The organism is Chryseobacterium sp. CS3K3.1, assembly GCF_059515165.1.
In genome coordinates this window covers 188644-207647 of the sequence record NZ_JCAKRV010000002.1, presented here as the reverse complement: position 1 = coordinate 207647, position 19004 = coordinate 188644, and the positions used below count along the sequence as shown (strand labels likewise).

At 37.9% G+C, this 19004-nt stretch carries 17 protein-coding genes and 1 tRNA gene; 6 read left to right on the top strand and 12 right to left on the bottom strand.

All coding sequences use genetic code 11. The features are described 5' to 3' along the window. Positions 1-7: 7 nt before the first annotated feature. Positions 8-1585 (top strand): Na+/H+ antiporter, encoded by a 1578-nt coding sequence (locus tag AC5YGI_RS03285; protein ID WP_454511712.1) that lies wholly within the window; start codon positions 8-10, stop codon positions 1583-1585. A 468-nt stretch (positions 1586-2053) separates the two neighbouring features. Then, a complete protein-coding gene (locus tag AC5YGI_RS03280) occupies positions 2054-3361 on the top strand; it encodes a phage tail-like protein (protein WP_330745577.1) in 1308 nt (435 codons plus the stop codon). Between the two features lie 70 nt (positions 3362-3431). Here AC5YGI_RS03280 and AC5YGI_RS03275 read toward each other — a convergent pair. Both AC5YGI_RS03275 and AC5YGI_RS03270 read right to left on the bottom strand, forming a co-directional pair. Further along, positions 3432-3511: transfer RNA gene (locus tag AC5YGI_RS03275), tRNA-Leu, on the bottom strand. Between the two features lie 92 nt (positions 3512-3603). Then, the gene (locus AC5YGI_RS03270) at positions 3604-4371 is read right to left on the bottom strand and encodes an MBL fold metallo-hydrolase (RefSeq protein WP_330745578.1); all 768 of its coding nucleotides are present in this window, start codon (positions 4369-4371) and stop codon (positions 3604-3606) included. Between the two features lie 54 nt (positions 4372-4425). Here AC5YGI_RS03270 and AC5YGI_RS03265 point away from each other — a divergent pair, with 54 nt between their 5' ends. Together AC5YGI_RS03265 and AC5YGI_RS03260 are read left to right on the top strand one after the other, a co-directional pair. Continuing rightward, on the top strand, positions 4426-5853 hold the full coding sequence (locus AC5YGI_RS03265; RefSeq protein ID WP_047432722.1) for a hypothetical protein: 1428 nt from the start codon (positions 4426-4428) through the stop codon (positions 5851-5853). A gap of 12 nt (positions 5854-5865) precedes the next feature. Then, positions 5866-6315, top strand: a complete 450-nt coding sequence (locus tag AC5YGI_RS03260; protein ID WP_062671360.1) for a GAF domain-containing protein — start codon at positions 5866-5868, stop codon at positions 6313-6315. 51 nt (positions 6316-6366) lie between these two features. Here AC5YGI_RS03260 and AC5YGI_RS03255 read toward each other — a convergent pair whose 3' ends face one another. The 7 genes from AC5YGI_RS03255 to AC5YGI_RS03225 all read right to left on the bottom strand — a co-directional run bounded on the left by AC5YGI_RS03255 (position 6367) and on the right by AC5YGI_RS03225 (position 10851). After that, entirely contained in the window at positions 6367-6834 is a 468-nt protein-coding gene (locus AC5YGI_RS03255; protein WP_330745579.1) for a cupin domain-containing protein, read from the bottom strand. 54 nt (positions 6835-6888) lie between these two features. Further along, positions 6889-7629 carry an ABC transporter substrate-binding protein gene (locus AC5YGI_RS03250; RefSeq protein ID WP_330745580.1) on the bottom strand — a complete coding sequence of 247 codons (741 nt, stop codon included), beginning with the start codon at positions 7627-7629 and terminating at the stop codon, positions 6889-6891. Positions 7630-7655: 26 nt separating this feature from the next. Beyond that, positions 7656-8978, bottom strand: coding sequence for a magnesium transporter (gene mgtE / locus AC5YGI_RS03245; protein WP_496167506.1), 1323 nt, complete (start codon positions 8976-8978; stop codon positions 7656-7658). A 344-nt stretch (positions 8979-9322) separates the two neighbouring features. Continuing rightward, positions 9323-9472 (bottom strand): bacteriocin-like protein, encoded by a 150-nt coding sequence (locus AC5YGI_RS03240; protein WP_181397941.1) that lies wholly within the window; start codon positions 9470-9472, stop codon positions 9323-9325. A gap of 150 nt (positions 9473-9622) precedes the next feature. Continuing rightward, positions 9623-9769, bottom strand: coding sequence for a bacteriocin-like protein (locus tag AC5YGI_RS03235; RefSeq protein WP_171006356.1), 147 nt, complete (start codon positions 9767-9769; stop codon positions 9623-9625). Positions 9770-9803: 34 nt separating this feature from the next. Then, positions 9804-9944: a bacteriocin-like protein gene (locus AC5YGI_RS03230; protein ID WP_171006355.1), complete on the bottom strand. Its 141-nt coding sequence runs from the start codon at positions 9942-9944 to the stop codon at positions 9804-9806. A gap of 358 nt (positions 9945-10302) precedes the next feature. Continuing rightward, a complete protein-coding gene (locus tag AC5YGI_RS03225) occupies positions 10303-10851 on the bottom strand; it encodes a pyruvate decarboxylase (RefSeq protein WP_330745582.1) in 549 nt (182 codons plus the stop codon). A 173-nt stretch (positions 10852-11024) separates the two neighbouring features. On the opposite strand from AC5YGI_RS03225, the gene rpsO reads away from it, so the two are divergent. Next, positions 11025-11294, top strand: coding sequence for a 30S ribosomal protein S15 (gene rpsO, locus AC5YGI_RS03220; protein WP_034692246.1), 270 nt, complete (start codon positions 11025-11027; stop codon positions 11292-11294). Positions 11295-11666: 372 nt separating this feature from the next. On the opposite strand, the gene AC5YGI_RS03215 is transcribed toward rpsO, so the two are convergent. Both AC5YGI_RS03215 and AC5YGI_RS03210 read right to left on the bottom strand, forming a co-directional pair. Next, positions 11667-12026 carry a DUF4260 domain-containing protein gene (locus AC5YGI_RS03215; RefSeq protein WP_330745583.1) on the bottom strand — a complete coding sequence of 120 codons (360 nt, stop codon included), beginning with the start codon at positions 12024-12026 and terminating at the stop codon, positions 11667-11669. Positions 12027-12151: 125 nt separating this feature from the next. Further along, positions 12152-13573, bottom strand: coding sequence for a sugar MFS transporter (locus AC5YGI_RS03210; RefSeq protein WP_330745584.1), 1422 nt, complete (start codon positions 13571-13573; stop codon positions 12152-12154). 438 nt (positions 13574-14011) lie between these two features. Between AC5YGI_RS03210 and AC5YGI_RS03205 the strand changes: the two genes are divergently transcribed. Next, positions 14012-16267, top strand: a complete 2256-nt coding sequence (locus tag AC5YGI_RS03205) for a polyribonucleotide nucleotidyltransferase (protein ID WP_330745585.1) — start codon at positions 14012-14014, stop codon at positions 16265-16267. A gap of 339 nt (positions 16268-16606) precedes the next feature. Here AC5YGI_RS03205 and AC5YGI_RS03200 read toward each other — a convergent pair whose 3' ends face one another. Then, positions 16607-19003, bottom strand: coding sequence for a TonB-dependent receptor domain-containing protein (locus AC5YGI_RS03200; RefSeq protein ID WP_496167502.1), 2397 nt, complete (start codon positions 19001-19003; stop codon positions 16607-16609). Between the last annotated feature and the right edge of the window lies 1 nt (position 19004).

Genomic DNA, 19004 nt, shown 5'->3' with positions numbered 1-19004 from the left:
TTTTCCTATGCTTAAAAACTTTGAATTTTATCTGTTCCTGGTTTTCTTAATTACCATGCTTATCATGCTGGCTAATAAGATTAAAGTAGCATATCCGGTTTTGCTGGTATTGGCCGGACTTGTCATCAGTTTTATTCCCGGAGTGCCGCCCGTTAAAATAGAGCCTGAATTACTATTTATCATTTTTTTACCTCCTTTGCTATACGAAGCTGCGTGGTCAACCTCATGGAAAGAACTTTGGAGATGGCGCAGGATTATTTTCAGCTTTGCTTTTGTTGTGGTTTTCTTTACTGCATTGTCTGTAGCAGCTTTTGCCAATTATTTTATTCCCGGGTTTTCTCTGGCTCTTGGCTTTCTATTGGGTGGGATTGTTTCTCCACCTGATGCCGTGAGTGCCGGAGCAATTCTGAAATTTGTAAAGGTTCCGAAAAGGCTTTCTTCCATTCTGGAAGGCGAAAGTCTGCTGAATGATGCTTCTTCTCTGATTATTTTCAGGTTTGCTATGATTGCTGCTGCAACCGGACAGTTTGTGTGGCATGAAGCAGCCGGAAGTTTTGTATGGATGTGCTTCGGAGGTGTGGGAATCGGGCTTGCAATTGCATATGTCTTTCTGAAAATACATAAGATGTTACCTACCGATTCAAATATAGATATTCTGCTGACTTTTATTGCTCCTTTTTCTATGTATCTGGCTGCAGAACAACTGCATGCATCAGGAGTCCTGGCAGTGGTAACCGGAGGGCTGTTTCTTTCCTATCGGAGCCATGATTTTCTCAGCAGTGCGTCCCGGATACGTACGGTAACAGTTTGGGAAAGTCTTTGCTTTCTGTTAAACGGGATTGTTTTTATGCTTATCGGGTTAGATTTACCGGAAATTGTTTCAGGCTTAGGCGACACAGATATTTATACTGCGATTGGCTATGGAATTGCCGTCACGATAGTCTTGATTATTGTCAGGATTTTAGCAGGATATGGAGCACTGGTTACTACCTTAATTATGAGAAATTTTATTACCGTTGCGGATCCACAGTCGCCAGGCTGGCAAACTCCCCTGATTATTGGATGGACCGGCATGAGGGGAGTAGTTTCCCTGGCAGCAGCACTTTCCATTCCTATGACTTTAGATGATGGATCTCCGTTTCCACAAAGAAATATGATCCTGTTTATTACATTTATTGTGATTCTGGTAACACTGCTTTTACAAGGACTTACGCTTCCTTTTTTACTTAAGAAATTTCCGCCGGTCGACCGTGATTTCGTAAGAAGTGCAAAAGAGATCGATTATGACATTCAGAACAGTCTGGCAAAAGTAGCGCTTGATAAAATCCGGAGCGACTATGCTGATAAAATAGACAGTTTTCCTGCATTGAAAGATCAGTTACAGAAATATGAAAACCAGTTGAGCAGTTCTGAAATTATTTTAAATTATGAGGAATACAGACATATTTATATTGACATTCTCGACACCCAAAGAAGCTGGCTTATCCATAAAAACCGTGAGGAACTGCTACTGGATGAAAATATTATCAGAAAACATCTGAGACTATTGGATTTGCAGGAGGAAAGATTGAATATGAAAGGCTGATACTGTTTGCATCACAATTGAAATTTGGAATAGAAAACGGATTCTTTTTTTGAACAATCCTTTTATTGGACCTCATTTCAGAGAATACTTTTCATGCAAGTAATTCTTATGGTCATTTTTTGATACAGATTCTCTCCTAATCAGTCACTTTTAAGTACTGAATTACTCCGTAAGCAATTTCAAAGCGATCGAACAAAACTGGAAATAGAGAGTAGAGAAATTGAAATTATATAAATAAAGTGTTTTTTAGGATAGCATTTTTATAAAATAGAAATAGTTTATAGTTGTTAATATTAAGATATAAATCAGATGTGTAGTTTTTTTTTATATATATAGTTTTTTTTAAGTATTGGTTTTCAGTTTATTATTGTCTTGATGTATATGTGGTGTATGTGTGCTGTACTATTTATTTTAACCTGAAGATTGGCTTGTGCTTAATTTTAGCCAAAAATTATTTAAAAGCAATATATGACAAAAAGACTTTTACAATTGATGGTGCTAATGGCTTTTGGTAAAGCATATTCGCAAGTCGGAATTAATACTGCTAATCCAGCTTCTACTTTAGATATTAGCGCAAAAAATGCCACAGGTACTTCTACCACTGTAGACGGAGTTCTGGTGACACGGGTAGATCGGCAGAGAGCCCAAAGTATGACAGGAGTTCCCATTTCAAACTTAATTTATGTCAACAGTGTAGCCACCGGATCACAAACCGGAACCGCTGTCAATATTGATAGTGTTGGTTACTATTACTATGATGGAACAGCCTGGGTAAAACTGCACAATCCTACCAATTCAATAGCTGCTAATATTTACAATGCGGATGGTACCCTTACCGGAAACCGTACCGTTTCGCAGGCAGGTAATACATTAGCATTTACCGGAACAGCTACCAATGCTTTTTCAATAGATAACAACACGCTTTCAGTAGATGCTGCCAATGACCGCGTTGGAGTAGGAACAACCACTCCTGATACAAAACTTACCGTGAGTACTCCTGACAATAGTTATGGTTTGAACCATACCAATGGTACGATCAATCTGAAAACATATATCGGAGGTGGTGCTGGTTATATGGGGACCACTACGTCTCATAACCTGAATTTGATGACTAATAATGCAATAAAAATGACTGTTACTCCTACAGGTACTGTAGGTGTTAATACATCTTCTCCAAGCGCAGTGCTTGATATCCTGAGTAAAGGAACTACGAATGCCACCAAGGCTTTGGAGGTTAATGACAGTACAAATAAAGAATTAGTGGGGGTGCAAGATGACGGATCTGTTCGTCTTGAAAAATACAAAAATATCGGGGTATTAGGGACTGATACGAACGGTTTTCTGGTAGATGCGGGTAACTTGAATATCCCTGCTATTGCTACGATAGGTTTTGCTAATACATCTGCTAATCAGGCAGCACAAACTTCTTATAATGTAACTTTTACGATCAATAAAAATAGTGCAGCAAATATGACCTATAATAATGGTTCTTTTACCATAAATAAAGCAGGATATTACAATTTTTCAACATTTATAAGATATGATATCTCCATGAACAGCCCTACAGGAGGATCAGCTACTACAAGCCTCTTTAAAAATAACGTTTTGTTTTCATTTAATCTTTCAGGACATGCGGATGGAACAACAGGTGTAGGACATAACGTGGCAGGAACACAGTTTTGTAATGTTGGGGATGTTGTTACAATTACAGCCTCTTATAGCAGAATTTTTAGAATAATTCAGGGATCAATAACTATTGTATATTATGGTACTTAGTGCAATATTTCATTGAGTATAATATGTAAATAAAAACCTCTGAAAATCAAATGATTTCAGAGGTTTTTTGTACCCAGGACCGGGATCGAACCGGTACTCCTAAGAACTGGTGTTTGAGACCAGCGCGTCTACCAATTCCGCCACCTGGGCTTGATGTTGAATTCAAACGTGATGTTTGTTTCAAATTGGTGTGCAAATATAGGAACTTTTTTCAATGTTCAAAAGCTTTTTGAAGAATTTTTTTAAAAATTAAGTTCCAAACCATCGTAGGCAAGGTGTATTCCGGCCGGAAGCTCCTTATCTTCAATGTCATGCAGGCCTAAGTGATGGCTGATGTGGGTTAAAAATAATTTTTCAGGTTTTAGCTCTTCAAATAATTTAATAACATCCGGAAGGATAAAATGGGCAGGATGGGGATCAAATTTTCTGATACAGTTTAAGATCAGAACATCCAGATTCTTGAGTTTCTGCTTTTCCGTTTCAGAAATAAACCCGGCATCCGTAATATAGGCAAGCTTTTTAAACTTATATCCGAAAACGGTAATTTTATAATGAATCACCTCTACAGGAGTGATTTCCGTATCCAATACCTGAAAAGGTTTGTTTTCAATTTCATGAAGTTCAAAAGCAGGTGCACCCGGATATCTTACATCCGCAAAAGCATAAGGAAACCTGTTTTTTATCTCATGAGCCACCCTTGAATAGCAGTAGAGCGGAACATCTTTTCCACTTTTAAAAATCAGGGGCCGCATATCATCCAATCCGATAACGTGGTCATTATGTTCATGGGTAATCAGCGCAATGTCTACGGTATGTTCATGGTTGGTAAGCATTTGCTGTCTGAAATCCGGTCCGCAGTCGATCAGTATTTTTTTATTTTCCTCCGTAGTGATCATCACGGAAGAGCGTAAACGTTTGTCTTTGGGATTTTCCGAAGTACACACTTCACATGTACAGCCTATAACGGGTACACCTTGAGAAGTACCGGTTCCTAAAAATTTCAACTTCATTTTGTTTTGAGGTTGGTTTAATTTTGGTAAATTTACAAAAAATTTCATGTCCTAATGTATCAGAAACTAACTCCTAAACAAAAAGCATTAACAATTAATCTAGATCCTACTATTTATGGTACTTTCGCAGAAATTGGAGCAGGGCAGGAGACTGTTCGCCACTTTTTTAGAGCAGGGGGAGCTTCCGGTACGATTGCTAAGGCAATGTCTGCTTATGACAAAGATTTTAGTGATGCCATCTACGGAAAAGAAGTAAAAAACAGGTACGTTACCCAGAACAGGCTTCGCAAAATGCTTCGATATGAGGTAGCTTTGATTGAAGAAAGAATTTCAAGAGATAATAATCCGGATAGAAAATTCTTTTCTTATGCCAACACGGTAACAACCATCAATTTTGACAAAACTGTAAAAGGCCACGGCTGGGTGGGAATTCGTTTTCAGACCAAAGAAAATGAAGATTACAACGAAATCGTAATCCACGTAAAATTCAAAGAAAATGATGCTACTCTTCAGCAGGAAACTTTGGGGAACCTGGGCGTGAATCTTATTTTCGGAGCCTTCCATTATTTTGACAATCCAAGAACTTTGGTAGAATCTCTTTACGATGATATTGCTAAAGATAATCTGGAAATTGATATGATCGACTTCAGCGGACCTGCTTTTGCCTACGTTGATAACAGACTGATGTCTCTTCAATTGGTAAAGAATGGAATGACCGACGCGGTGATTTTCAATTCCCAGGGGAGCAACATGCTTCCGGCAGATGTTCTGTACAAGAAAAATATTTTCGCGGTAAGAGGAAGTTTCAGGCCGGTAACGAAAGTGAACATTGACATGCTTAAAAACGGGATGGATATGTTCTTCAAAGACGCTACCTGTACTCATGAAGAAACAGAGGTTCTTATTGAAATCACCATTTCCAATCTGAGAGCAGACGGCGATATTGATGAAAGGGATTTCCTGGATAGGGTAGATATTCTTGCAAAACTTGGGTACACGGTTATTATTTCAAACTTCTCTGAATATTACAGACTGATTGATTACTTCGCATCGTATACAAGTGGAGACATCGGAGTAGCTATGGGAGTAAATAATATGCTGATGGTATTCGACGAGAAATATTATAAAAATCTCTCAGGAGGAATTCTTGAAGCATTCGGTAAGTTTTTCAGAAATGGGATGAGAGTATATCTGTATCCTTACAAAGATCCGGAAACCCATCAGTTACTGGATTCTTCCAACCTGAAAGTGGAAGAAAACCTGAAAGAACTATACAAATACTTCAAACACAACAACCGTATTGTAGATATTACCAATTATAATCCTGAGTTTTTGGAAATTTATTCCAGAGAAATCCTGAGAAAAATTGCATGTTGTGTGAAAGGCTGGGAAACCCAGGTACCGGAAGGCGTAGCAGAAATGATTAAAGAGCGTGGAATGTTCGGATATAAAGAAGAACTTTCCCTAAAACAATTCTCTTAAAATATAAATACAATGTCAGAATTAAAGAAAAGACTTTCCTCAATTCTTGAAAGTCCTAAGCATAATACAGAAGAAAAACTTGAAAAAGTATGCCACCTGTTGGATCAGGAAATTCCTTATTTCAACTGGACAGGGTTCTATTTCAAAAACGGAGATAAGGATGAATTGATTTTAGGTCCTTATGTAGGAGCACCTACCGACCATACTATTATTCCTTACGGTAAAGGAATCTGCGGTCAGGTTGCCGTTTCCAATGAAACATTTGTTGTTCCTGATGTGCATGAGGAAAGCAATTATTTAAGCTGCTCCATTGATACCAAAGCAGAAATTGTAGTTCCTATTTTTAAGGATGGAAAAAATATCGGCCAGATTGATATTGATTCTCATACCATCGATCCTTTCACGCAGGAAGACCGCGAATTATTAGAATGGCTTTGTAATGAAGTTTCTAAGATTTTATAATCGAAACTCACTATATAAAATATAAACTCCGGCCATTTCAGCCGGAGTTTTTTATGGATTATTAGTAGTAATAACAAACATAATTAAAGGTTCATCTGCCGTATTTTCAATAGAATGATATCCTACAGAACTGATCGCTGTAATATCGCCTTTCTGCAGCACTTTCCTGCGTATCGGACCTTCTGTTCCGGTTCTTTCACGATATTCTCCGGTTCCGTGCACCACAACGTACAGCTCTTGTTCATTTCTCAGATTGTGCGTATGAAATCCGGATTCATCCCCTTTATTCAATAAAACCATATAGGCAGCCAGACGATTGTTGGCCAATTCTTTCTGATCGAACATCTGTATCATATACACAGTTCCGTTTCCTCCATACATGTTTTCACGTTTTTCCAGTCGTGTAATCGTCCTTTCTTCTTTTTCAAACGCCATTACATACAGGTGAATACATTTTGAAACTTCCTGTATTACGTGATCAAATTCTGCTCCTTCAGATAATATAACTGTACCGGACATATAAAGTTCAATGTTTAAGTTTAAAGTTTTGGGGTTAAAGTCGATGGTGAAAAATTAGCTCTGCTGCATGAGGTGAATTTCGGCCAGCAATTCTTTGAAATAATTTTCACATTTGGCAATATGGGTTCCATACCAGGAAAAGGCTTCACCATCTACAATCATAATCTTTTTATCCGGATAGAAAACCTGCAGTTCTTCAATATGTTTTTCTTTAAACGGAAAAGGTTCAGAGGAAAGCATAATAACATCAGCTTCTGCCAGATCTTCAGTAGTGATCTGTGGATAACGGGTTTTATCTTTAAAAATATTTTCAAAACCAATTTCAGATAAAATCCTGTGAATAAAAGTATCTGAGCCTATGGTCATATAAGGGCTCTTCCAGATAAGATAAGCCGTTTTTACGGGAACATCCAGTTTTGCCTGATTCAGAACATCATAAATTTTAAGATTGAAAAGCTGCGCTCTGTCTTCCTTTCCGAAAAGCTTTCCGAGGTTTTTAAGCAGGTAATAATTATCCTCAATGGTATCAATATTGGTGACCATTACCTTGTGCTCATCCATCAGAGCTTCCACCTGATCTTTTACATTCTCTTCCTTATTGGCAAGAATAAGATCCGGCTGTAATGCTTTAATTTTTTCAATATTAATATTCTTAGTTCCGCCGATTATGGGTACATTTTTTATTTTATCCTGAGGATGGATACAGAATTTTGTTCTTCCTACCACTTCATTTTCGGTCAGTCCCAGGTCAAATAAAGCCTCAGTAATAGAAGGTACAAGTGAAACGATTTTCATATTGGCATGTTAGATGATGCCTAAAATTACAAAAGTTTTCCGGTTAAGAAAAGTCCGGCTACGGTAAAATAGATAATAAGTCCTGTAACATCTACCAGCGTTGCTACAAACGGAGCAGAAGAGGTGGCAGGGTCAAGATTTAATTTTTTTAAGACAAACGGGATCATAGAACCTGATAATGTTCCCCACAACACAATAGCAATAAGGGAGACTGAAACACTCAATCCTACATATACCCAATATTGGCCGTAATCAAAAAGACCAATTTGCTGCCAGAGCATGATTCGTATAAACCCAATAATTCCCAAGATGGCTCCAAGACATAATCCGGAGATAATTTCCTTTTTCATGACATACCACCAATCCTTCAGATTGATTTCCTGAAGAGCCATAGCACGGATAATCAGGGTAGCTGCCTGGGATCCTGAGTTTCCTCCACTGGAAATAATCAATGGAACAAATAGCGCAAGAACAACGGCTTTTTCTATTTCCTTGTCAAAATATCCCATTGCAGAGGTAGTCAGCATTTCCGAAACAAACAGAATGATCAGCCAGGTGGCTCTTTTCTTGATCATCTCAGTCCACGAAGTCTGGGTGTAGGGAAGATCCAATGCTTCCAATCCCCCGAATTTCTGGATATCTTCCGTATTTTGTTGTTCAATCTGATCGAGAATGTCATCAATAGTCACAATTCCTACCAGAACACCTGCTTCTGTAATAATAGGAAGAGCACCACGGTCATACTTTTCGAAGTAGGTTACAGCATCCTCTTTGGAAGTTGTCGTTGTAATGGCTACAAAATGGTTATCGGTGATATCAGATACCAGAGTGTCTTCTTCTTCCAGCAGTAAAGTTCCGATGGCAAGGTCATCAATCAGGCGGTTTCTTTCGTCTACCACGTACAGATAGTTCATGGTTTCCACTCTTTTTCCTACCTTTTTGATCTGCTGAAGACATCTTTTTACCGTCCATTCCTTACGGATCTGAATATAATAAGGCGTCATCAGACGGGCAATAGAATCTGAGTTGTATCCAAGAAGCTTTAAAGCAATTCTTCTTTCCTGCGGATTAAGATGGTTGATGGAATACTTGATCAGCTCATCCGGGAAGTCCTCGAAAAGGGCCGTTCTGTCATCCGGAGTCATGGCATTCAGAATTTCAGACACTTCATCGCTTCCGATACTTCTGATGGTTTCCTCCTGGAAATCAGGATCAAGGTGTGAAAATACTTCTGCTTTGTATTCTTTCGGAACCTTCAGAAACGCGAGCAGCCTCTCATCAGCAGGAAGTTCGCTGAGAGTTTCGGCAATATCGGCAGGGTTGAAGATAAGTTCGTCTCTAGAATTCAAAACGTGAAATTTTTTGGATATGCAAAAATAATTCAAATTTTTAAGACTGAGCAATAAACTGACAAAATTAAGGATTAATTAAAGTTTATGGCTTCAGTATAAGAGCAAAAAAAACACCCGCCGAAACGGATGTGCAAAAATTAAATTTTAAATTCCAATATTCTTTACATTGGTTCGCATTCTGAGGTGGGAATGTAGATGCAGACAGCATTTGTACAGCATTGGTATGGTCCGCAATCTGAGTTGTCACCACACTTTTTTATTCCACTTCCTTTAATGTTTTTTTGTTCCAGCCTGTTGAGCTTCTTAAGATTTAAATTCTTCATCATGTATGATCATTTAAATTAAGGCTCAATCATACAGTCGTGATCAAGGCATTCTCCATTACAGCAATATCCGACAGAACAAGGTCTTGTGATGCTGCATCTGAACGGTCCGAGACCGCCATTAATTTGCTTGGCAGCTTCTCTGCTGAGTTTTTTTAGATTTTTCATAGCGTTATAGTTTAGATTTAATGCAAGACTAAAATAATAAATATTTCTATATTATTCATTTGCAGGTGAAAATATTTTATTATGAATCAATGTTTTATTGATGTGTTAAATAAAAACACCTACGAATGCAGGTGTCTGTAATGATCATATTTACTCCAGAGGACATGGATCGATAACACAGGTGTTGTGACAACATGACCCGCCCGGACATTCATAATGTTCTGTACATCTTTTGAAAGGTCCGCTGCCTTTAATTTCCTTTTGCACTTGTCTGCTGAGTTTTTTTAGATTTTTCATGAGATTTGATTTTTAAATGATTTAGTTTTATTCTTTATTCAATACAGATGAAGGGGGAACAGATTCCGAAACAGCACCATCCGACAGTACAAGGATTGGTTTCGCTGCATCTTTCCATAGATCCTCCATTAATTTGTTTTGCTTTTTCTCTGCTGAGTTTCTTTAGATTTTTCATAGGATTTTGGTTTTAATGTTGATCTAAAATAGTAAAAAATATTTAATAAATCCTTATTTGGTGAAAATATTTAATTGTTAATCAGTTGTTTATAGTGTATTTTAAATAAAAAAGCACCTGTTCGTAAGAGATGACAAGTGCTTTATTTATGTGAAAATATTTATAATGCAGGGCAGGGAAATACTTTATGAAAATATAAGGATGAATGATAAATGATAAATGATAAATGATAGACTTGTCCGGTAAGCCCAGGAATCTTCCTGACAAAATTCACCATTGACTTGCGAAGCAAAATTGACCATTGATGATATAAGGCTGTATATTCCAACCTTAAACCAGGAACTTTAAACCTTGAACCTTAAAGTTCCGCTTCCGTTGGCTTAAGCTTTCTCAGTTTTTTGATGATTCCTTTTATGGCACCTTCAGTACCTATTTTTACAGAATTGGTTGTGGATCCCAGAAGGCGCATGTTTTTCCGGTAGGTATCGTGATCGCTTTCGGTGACAAGATTGCCGTCAGCACCAAAAAGCTTCATACTTACCACCACCTGATTGGAGAAAACATACTTTCCAAATCCAACTTTGAAATACCTCACTTTAGAAACAATGGCAAAATCTGCATCATTGTTGAGACAGTAATCTACGATAGTCTGTTTATCAATGCTGTCATAGGGAACCTGAACTTCTGCACGGAGCATTTTATTTTTTCTGCCGCTGAAATTGTCGGTTACGGCATCAAAGAAAGCATTGTTGGTAGGGGCTTTTATTTCGTCAATATCAGGCTCTACCTCGGGATTGAAGTAAAGAACTTTTTTTATTTTATCATCGGCATTTTTCTGGGCTTTTACCGTTGTAAACCCGATGAATAAAAAAGTAGTAACCGCTGTAAAGAATATAATTTTTTTCATTTGTAATTCGAATGCAAAATTACTGCCTTTTCGTTGGATTGCATACAAATTATTAAGAAATTTTTAACATTTTTTTCTATCAAATTTGATATATGAAATCAATAATGTTTGCAGAATCAAAAAATAGTCGTAATTTTGCACCCGTTACATAATAATCATTAAACAATATTGGAATGTACTTAACAACAGACAAAAAGCAGGAAATTTTCGCAAAACACGGGAAATCTGCACAAGACACAGGAAGTGCTGAAGGACAAATTGCTCTTTTCACTTTCAGAATCAATCACTTATCTCAACACCTAAAGGCTAACCGTCACGATTTCAACACAGAGAGATCTCTAGTGAAATTGGTAGGTAAGAGAAAAAGTTTATTAGATTACCTTAAAAACAAAGATATCGCAAGATATAGAGCAATTATTGCTGAACTAGGTTTAAGAAAATAATCTATAAAGATTTTCAAAATAAAAAAGCAACTTCGAAAGAGGTTGCTTTTTTGTTTTTACACAGCAGGCGATTTTTAACCACAAAAGCCACAAAAGTTTTTTATTTGCTTGTTTTAAGTTACCACTAACTGTTTAAAAGTTCACAAGCTTTGAAAACCCTTATAACAGTTAAGATTCCTACGAAATGACAAACTGTATGGATAGGCCAATTCGCCAATTGTGTCATTCCGTAGGAATCCAGCCTGTATTATCTTGAAAAAATACTGAAGATGGTGACAACTGTAACAGCCATCCCAACTGAAGGTGTGATAATTCTTCCCCTCGGAGTGGCGAAAATTCAAAGAATTTTTGACGGGGTGGTTTTCAACATCACTATTCAGCCTTCTTCCCAATCTTCCCCAAATGCGTATTCTGAAAACTATCGGGATATTTCAATCCATAACCCAGAATCCTGTCAAACGCAGAGTGAGAAAACAAAATAGCGCCTATCATTTGTAAATAGGGCAGAGACAAGGCTGTTCCCACAAAATAAACAATGACAGCTACTCCGAAATGATGGAAGAGATTGTAGAAGAAAGCGCCTGCTTTATTATTCATGGTATATCCCAGCATAGAAATATCCGGTGCAAGGAAAAGTCCGGCAAACCACCACCAGGAATATCCTGTCTGTGCAAAGGCATAGATTCCTAACAGGAGAAATGCAGCGTATTCAAGCTTTAACTGTATTTTCATAATTTATTGTACTGACCTTTAAAATAAGTCAATTTTTTCATATGAAAGTTACATTTAGGATGGGAAAAAGAAAGCGGAATACCTTTGAGATATTCCGCCTTATACATTTTGATTTGAATTTGATTTTAATGCCCTGATTTGGCTTCTGTAGTTTCTACATGACCTAAATATTTGGTACAGTACGCTCCGAATATCAGAATAACAAGATAGCAGAATACAGGAATAATAAACGAATGCTGTACTCCAAACTGATCGGCAAGATATCCCTGGAAAATAGGAACAATAGCGCCTCCAAGAATAGCCATTACTACTAATGAAGATCCCTGGCTGGTGTATTTACCTAATCCTGAAATAGCCAGTGTGTAAATATTAGAGAACATAATAGAATTGAAAATTCCGATTCCTAAAATACTGTACATCGCCAGCTCACCATGATTTACCATCGCAGAAATTAACAAGGCAACATTGATCGCTGCAAAAATGGATAATGTTCTTGCCGGAGCTGCTTTACCCACGAAAAAGGCAATGAAATTAAGGATGATAAACACAATGAAAAAGCTGATCTGACTGAACGTAAGATTGACAATGCTGAAAATCACAAGGAACACAGCTGCTGCTGCTCCCAGCATATATAGAGCCTTTTTGCTTTTGCTTATGGATTGATTTAAAGAGATGGCTCCCAGAAAGCGACCGATCATCGCTCCTCCCCAATATAAGGAAAGGTAATTTTTACTGATGATCTCATTAAAGCCCATAATCTGTGGCTGCTCCAGGAAACTGATGATAAAACTTCCTACGGCAACTTCTCCGCCTACATAGCAGAACATAGCAAATACTCCGAATTTCAGGTGACTGAATTCAAGTGCTCCCCAGCCTTTTACGATTTCTTCTTCACCCATCTGGAAGGAAGGAAGCTTCACTCTGGAAATCAATAAAGCAACCAGTAAAAGGATACCTGCAAAAATAAGGTAAGGAATTCTTGTCGCTACCGCACTGAATGATCCGTCCGGAGATGAGAAAAATTCAAAAATCAGGTGACCTCCAAGTACCGGTGCAATGGTGGTTCCGAATGCATTGAATGCCTGAGTCATATTCAGCCGGCTGGAAGCAGATTCTTCACTTCCTAATAGCGAAACATAGGCATTGGCAGTAATCTGAAGTACCGTAAAGCCCAATCCTAAAATAAACAAAGCCCCAAGAAACAGCGGATAATATGAGAACGTAGCTGCCGGATAAAACAGAACGCAGCCAAATGCGGCCAGAAAAATTCCGAACAGGATTCCCTTTTTATACCCTAATTTATTGATGGGATCTCCCTTCGTGATGGAGATCATGAAATAAATCAGCGATCCGATAAAGTAAGCCCCGAAAAAACAGAACTGTACCAGCATGGATTCGAAAAAGGTAAGATTGAATAGTTGCTTCAGATAGGGAATCAGGATATCATTCATACAGGTGATGAATCCCCACATAAAAAACAGCAGGGTAATGGTAATCAACGGAACCGTATAATTCCTGCTTTGAGATTGTACTTCTTTATTAATCATAAACATTTATTTATCTGGATAAGGATAGTTCCTTAACTTTTTTAGCCTACAGCATTGTAATTGGTGAAGTAGGGCAAATATAGGGATCAGCCTATTGGTTTGCAATATTTTTACTAATTTTTAGAATGAAACAGATAATTTTTTCAGATGAATGTATTATTTTCATTTTTTGAGACAATAATACAAAAACGACCGGATTTTTCAATACATTATCCTCAAAAAAACACTTTTTTATTTTCATAAATGATGTATAAGTTCAGATTAGTGATGTAAATTTTCATACTTTCATCAATTGATAGCCAATTTTTTGTATTTTAAACGCCTATTAAAGCAATCGAAAAATTTAATATATCATTATTATATAGTACCTTTGCAAACGAAAATTTAAAGAGTTTAAATATTAATCATACTCAATACGGAGTATAAAGAAGCAAATTTATGAGTATACCTCAAGCGTTTACAGAAACGATTACCCTTGCAGACGGCAGGGAAATCACTATTGAAACGGGGAAGCTGGCTAAGCAGGCTGACGGATCTGTAGTGGTGAAATGTGGTGGAACAATGCTTTTAGCAACTGTTGTAGCCAATAAAGAAGCCAATCCTGGTGTAGACTTTTTACCATTAACGGTAGATTACAGAGAAAAGTTTTATGCAGGCGGAAGAATTCCTGGGAATTTCTTCCGTAGAGAAGCAAAACCATCTGATGATGAAGTGCTTACAATGAGATTGGTGGACAGAGTATTACGTCCTCTTTTCCCTGAAGATTTCCACGCGGAAGTACAGGTAATGATTTCATTGATTTCTTACGATAAAGAAGTAATGCCTGAAGCATTGGCAGGTCTGGCAGCTTCTGCAGCTATTGCGATTACAGATATCCCTTTCAACGGGCCAATGTCTGAAGCAAGAGTCGTAAGAATTGACGGACAATTGTCTGTGAATCCAAGCTATGAAAATTTATTAAAATCAGATATCGACATTATGGTGGGAGCTACTAAAGACTCCATCGTAATGGTAGAAGGAGAAATGAAGGAGATCTCTGAGCAGGAAATGCTTGAAGCCATCAACTTCGCTCACGCTGAGATCAGAAAACAGATTGAAGCTCAGGAGAGATTAGCTGAAAAAGTAGGAAAATCTTTCCCTAAAAGAGAATACAGCCACGAAGATCACGACGAAGAAATTCGTGAAAAAGTATGGAAAGAGTGCTACAACAAAGTATATGAAGTAGCAAAAACTCCATCCAATAAGGAAGAAAGAGGAGAAAAATTCAAAGCGGTTCTTGAAGAGTTTTTAGCACAATATGCTGAAGATGAAGAAGAACTGGCAAGAGTAACTCCTTTCGTTAAAGTATATTACCATGACGTAGAGAAAGAAGCAATGCGTCAGATGATTCTTGAAGACAATATCCGTCTTGATGGTCGTGATCCTCAGACGATCCGTCCAATCTGGTCAGAAATTGATTACCTTCCGGGAGCTCACGGTTCTGCAATCTTTACAAGAGGAGAAACTCAGTCTCTGACTGCGGTAACTCTGGGTTCTGTAAAAGATGCCAACATGATCGACAGCGTAATCACGCAGCACGACGAAAGATTCTTCTTACACTATAACTTCCCTCCATTCTCAACAGGAGAAGCAAGACCTTTAAGAGGTACTTCAAGAAGAGAAGTAGGACACGGAAACTTAGCTCAAAGAGCTTTAACAGCGGTAATTCCGGCAGAAAATCCATATACGATCAGAATTGTTTCCGATATCCTTGAATCTAACGGTTCTTCTTCAATGGCAACAGTTTGTGCTGGTACATTAGCATTGATGGATGCAGGGGTTCAGATCACAAAACCTGTTTCAGGAATTGCAATGGGTCTGATCACCGATACAAAATCAGGTAAATTTACCGTACTTTCTGATATCTTGGGAGATGAAGATCACCTTGGAGATATGGACTTTAAAGTAACAGGTACTGCAGATGGTATCACAGCTTGTCAGATGGATATCAAAATCCAGGGACTTTCTATGGATATCATGGAGAAAGCTTTGATGCAGGCTAAAGACGGAAGATTACACATCCTTAATAAAATTACGGAAACGATTTCCCAGCCAAGAGCAGACGTGAAGCCTCACGCTCCGAAAATGGTGGTAATGGAGATTCCAAAAGATTTCATTGGAGCTGTAATCGGGCCTGGTGGAAAAATTATTCAACAGTTACAGAAAGATACAGATACGGTTATTGCTATCGAAGAGATGGGAGAAATCGGACGTATCGAAATTGCAGGAACAGACAGAGAAAAAATCAATGCTGCTATTGCTAAGATCAATGAAATTACTTTCGTACCGGTTGTAGGCGAAGTTTACAAAGGTAAAGTAGTGAAAGTAATGGACTTTGGTGCATTCGTAGCAATTGCTAAAGGAACAGAAGGACTTCTTCACATTTCTGAAATTGAATGGGCTCGTCTGGACAAAGTTCCTTATGCAGAAGGTGATGAGGTAGAAGTGAAGTTCATGGGTTACGATGACCGTAAGAAAATGAAACTTTCCCGTAAAGTTCTTTTACCAAGACCTCCAAGACCTGAAGGACAAGGTAGACCTGAAGGGCAGAAAAGACCAGAAGGACAAAGAAGACCAGAAGGACAGAAACCACAAGGAGAAAGGCCGCAAAGCGAAAAACCAGTGGAAAATCAGAATCCTTCTAACGAAGCTTAATAAGATTCATTCTTAAACATAAAAAATCCCTCAGTTTTTGAGGGATTTTTGCTTTGCATACCATAAGTTATAAGTTGGAAATTGCAAAGGCGCAAAGGAATTTTAATTTTATATTGATTAGAGGCAAGAAAATCGAAAATCTTCAGCAAGCATATTGTTTTATTTTTTGCATTTGCTTTGCCTGCCTAATCGTGTGAGGGACTAAAATACAGGTATAGTAATTGGATGCTCAATTTTATCGAAGATAAAATTTTTGCGTCTTAAAGACCGTATTTTATTTCTCCTTCTTGGCGTCTTTGCGTTTTCCAACTTCTTACAATTAGCTTCCCACTCTCTGCTTCAGGTCCTCAGCACCGCCTGTTTTTCTGGCTGTCCGTTTTTGGAAGAACCAAAATTGTAAGTATAGGAGAGGGTTGCCACACGGGTATCTCTTTTCACCGCGAAGTTCTCTAAATAATCATTATACACCGTCTGCCCTTTGATATTGCTGGTAAAGAAGACATCAGTGAAGGAAAGTTTCAGAACACTGTTGTTTTTAAACTTCTTCTGCGCTCCAACGTTGAGGTACCAGTTCGGGCTCACATTCAGATAAGCATATATTTCTCTGGCTTTGTAATTTCCTGTAAGTTCAGCAGTGAAACCATTTCCCAGCTTAAAGGAATTAATACTGTTGATGCTGAATGTAAAATTCCCTTTATTATTGATCTGGGTTCCGGAGACATTTCCGGTGTATGAACCATAATAGAAATTAGCACTGTTGTTCATATCCCACCATTGGGTCACCTTTACCGGAGCGATCAGGTTTAATCCGAAATAAGAAGCAGAATTCAGGTTTTCAATGGTCTGTACGGTTACGATCTGCCCGTTTTCTGTTACGGGTTTTAAGATGTCTGTAATGTTGTCAGAATTCCTGCTGTAGCTTAAAGTGGCAAAGTATTTATTACTCAGGCTGTAAGTTAATTCATAATTCATCGTGATTTGAGGGTTCAGATCAGGATTTCCGGCTTTCATTGTAGTAGGATCAAGATAGAATTTAAAAGGATTCAGCTGGTTGTAGCTAGGTCTTGTAATTCTTCTGCTGAGATTGATTTCAAGGTTGCTTTTATCCGTCAGATCATAACTCAGAACAGCGCTTGGAAACAGCTGGGTATAATTTCTTTTATTGATTTGATGGGTGGTAATCTGAGTTCCTTTTACATGGGTATTTTCAACTCTTAAACCTGCTGTAGCTTTGAATTTTTCCCATTTTTTGGACACATTTCCGTACACTGCATTGATGTTTTCCTCATAAATAAAATGATTGGTTTTTCCAAGATCCGGAACAGGAACCCCTGAACTGGCGTTGAAGAATTTCAGGTCATTATCGGTCTTTACAAAACTGGTTTTCAATCCGCTTTCCAGTTTCCAGTCGTTGCTGAAGTTTTTTGTAAGATCAGATTTTAAAGAGTAGATATTCAGTTTTCCGTCCATATCACCTTTAATAATGTCAAGGTTGTCTGTACCGTTGGAAATATCATACGTTCTGGTATCAAAGCTCTGCAAAGATGAGTTGACATAATTGATGTAGTCAAAATCGGTAGAAATATCAGAACCCAGCGAATCAATCGTATATTTATGATTAAGGTTGAATGAAACATTGGTCCAGCGGTCATTCGATCTGTTGACTGTTGTAAAAGTGCTTTCAGGAAGGTAGCTGCTGCCCAGTGTGACGTTGGAATTGTCCCCGTTGATGTTGAATTTGTTGGAAACAAGTCCCACAGAGAATCCAAGCACATTCTTGTCGTTCAGATAATAATCCATTCCTGCTTTGGCTACATGGCTGTTGAATTTGAATTTCAGATAATTATCCTGTACATAGGCTTTCTTAAAGGTATTGGCTTCATAGAAATTTCTGTCGAGAACCAATCCGTTGTAAGCTTCCCTGTAGGCAAAGCTGTAATTTCCGAAAATATTGATGTTTTTATTCCTGTGGTTGATGCTGAAACTGTTGTTGTTTTTCACATACTTACCCGATCCCAGAGAGCTGGAAATAGTTCCGTTAGTTCCTTTTCTCTGTTCCTTTTTAAGTTTAATATTAATGATGGCGGATCCTGCTGCATCATATTTTGAAGAAGGATTGGTAATGAACTCTATCTTTTCAATGGTGGAAGAGGGGATTCCCTTCAGGTAATTGGCAAGATCAGTTCCCGTCATGGGAGTATTTTTACCATCGATTTGGATCAGAAGGTTTCCTTTTCCGCGAAGACTGATATTGTCGTTATTGTCAATATTCACTCCCGGAGCCTTTTCCAGGACTTCAAAAGCGGAATTTCCGGTGCTGGCAATACTGTTTTCAACGTTCATGATCATTTTCCCATCCTGTCTTTCAATGAGAGGCTTGGTTTTGGTGATTGTTACTTCTTCGATCGATTTTACATTCAGGTCAATAGGATTGAGGGTCTTATTTTCGGTTAATGAAATATTTTCCGAGTGATAAACCTCAGTACCGTTTTTATTGATTTTTACCTGATAAGTTCCTTCTTTTAAATCATTAAAATTGAACTTACCGTTGTTATCAGCAATTTCTGTTTTGATCAATTTCTGATCAGCATCAAAAAGATTGATCTCCATCTGCTCTGCTTTGTCGGATTTTATGTTTCCTGACAAAGTCAAACTCTGCATTGCCTGCTGGGCAGAGATCCTGCTGTTGAACAGCATCAGCATACAGACAATAATAAGTGAGAATATTCTGGTCATA

What these genes read in the sequence shown, in the direction of transcription:
- AC5YGI_RS03210 (WP_330745584.1), bottom strand. Translation starts at nt 13,573, where the DNA reads ATGATTAATAAAGAAGTACAATCTCAAAGCAGGAATTATACGGTTCCG.
- AC5YGI_RS03260 (WP_062671360.1), top strand. Translation starts at nt 5,866, where the DNA reads ATGTCAGAATTAAAGAAAAGACTTTCCTCAATTCTTGAAAGTCCTAAG.
- AC5YGI_RS03270 (WP_330745578.1), bottom strand. Translation starts at nt 4,371, where the DNA reads ATGAAGTTGAAATTTTTAGGAACCGGTACTTCTCAAGGTGTACCCGTT.
- AC5YGI_RS03225 (WP_330745582.1), bottom strand. Translation starts at nt 10,851, where the DNA reads ATGAAAAAAATTATATTCTTTACAGCGGTTACTACTTTTTTATTCATC.
- AC5YGI_RS03285 (WP_454511712.1), top strand. Translation starts at nt 8, where the DNA reads ATGCTTAAAAACTTTGAATTTTATCTGTTCCTGGTTTTCTTAATTACC.
- AC5YGI_RS03230 (WP_171006355.1), bottom strand. Translation starts at nt 9,944, where the DNA reads ATGAAAAATCTAAAGAAACTCAGCAGAGAAAAAGCAAAACAAATTAAT.
- AC5YGI_RS03240 (WP_181397941.1), bottom strand. Translation starts at nt 9,472, where the DNA reads ATGAAAAATCTAAAAAAACTCAGCAGAGAAGCTGCCAAGCAAATTAAT.
- AC5YGI_RS03255 (WP_330745579.1), bottom strand. Translation starts at nt 6,834, where the DNA reads ATGTCCGGTACAGTTATATTATCTGAAGGAGCAGAATTTGATCACGTA.
- AC5YGI_RS03250 (WP_330745580.1), bottom strand. Translation starts at nt 7,629, where the DNA reads ATGAAAATCGTTTCACTTGTACCTTCTATTACTGAGGCTTTATTTGAC.
- AC5YGI_RS03215 (WP_330745583.1), bottom strand. Translation starts at nt 12,026, where the DNA reads ATGAAAATACAGTTAAAGCTTGAATACGCTGCATTTCTCCTGTTAGGA.
- rpsO (WP_034692246.1), top strand. Translation starts at nt 11,025, where the DNA reads ATGTACTTAACAACAGACAAAAAGCAGGAAATTTTCGCAAAACACGGG.
- AC5YGI_RS03280 (WP_330745577.1), top strand. Translation starts at nt 2,054, where the DNA reads ATGACAAAAAGACTTTTACAATTGATGGTGCTAATGGCTTTTGGTAAA.
- AC5YGI_RS03235 (WP_171006356.1), bottom strand. Translation starts at nt 9,769, where the DNA reads ATGAAAAATCTAAAAAAACTCAGCAGACAAGTGCAAAAGGAAATTAAA.
- AC5YGI_RS03200 (WP_496167502.1), bottom strand. Translation starts at nt 19,003, where the DNA reads ATGACCAGAATATTCTCACTTATTATTGTCTGTATGCTGATGCTGTTC.
- AC5YGI_RS03205 (WP_330745585.1), top strand. Translation starts at nt 14,012, where the DNA reads ATGAGTATACCTCAAGCGTTTACAGAAACGATTACCCTTGCAGACGGC.
- AC5YGI_RS03265 (WP_047432722.1), top strand. Translation starts at nt 4,426, where the DNA reads ATGTATCAGAAACTAACTCCTAAACAAAAAGCATTAACAATTAATCTA.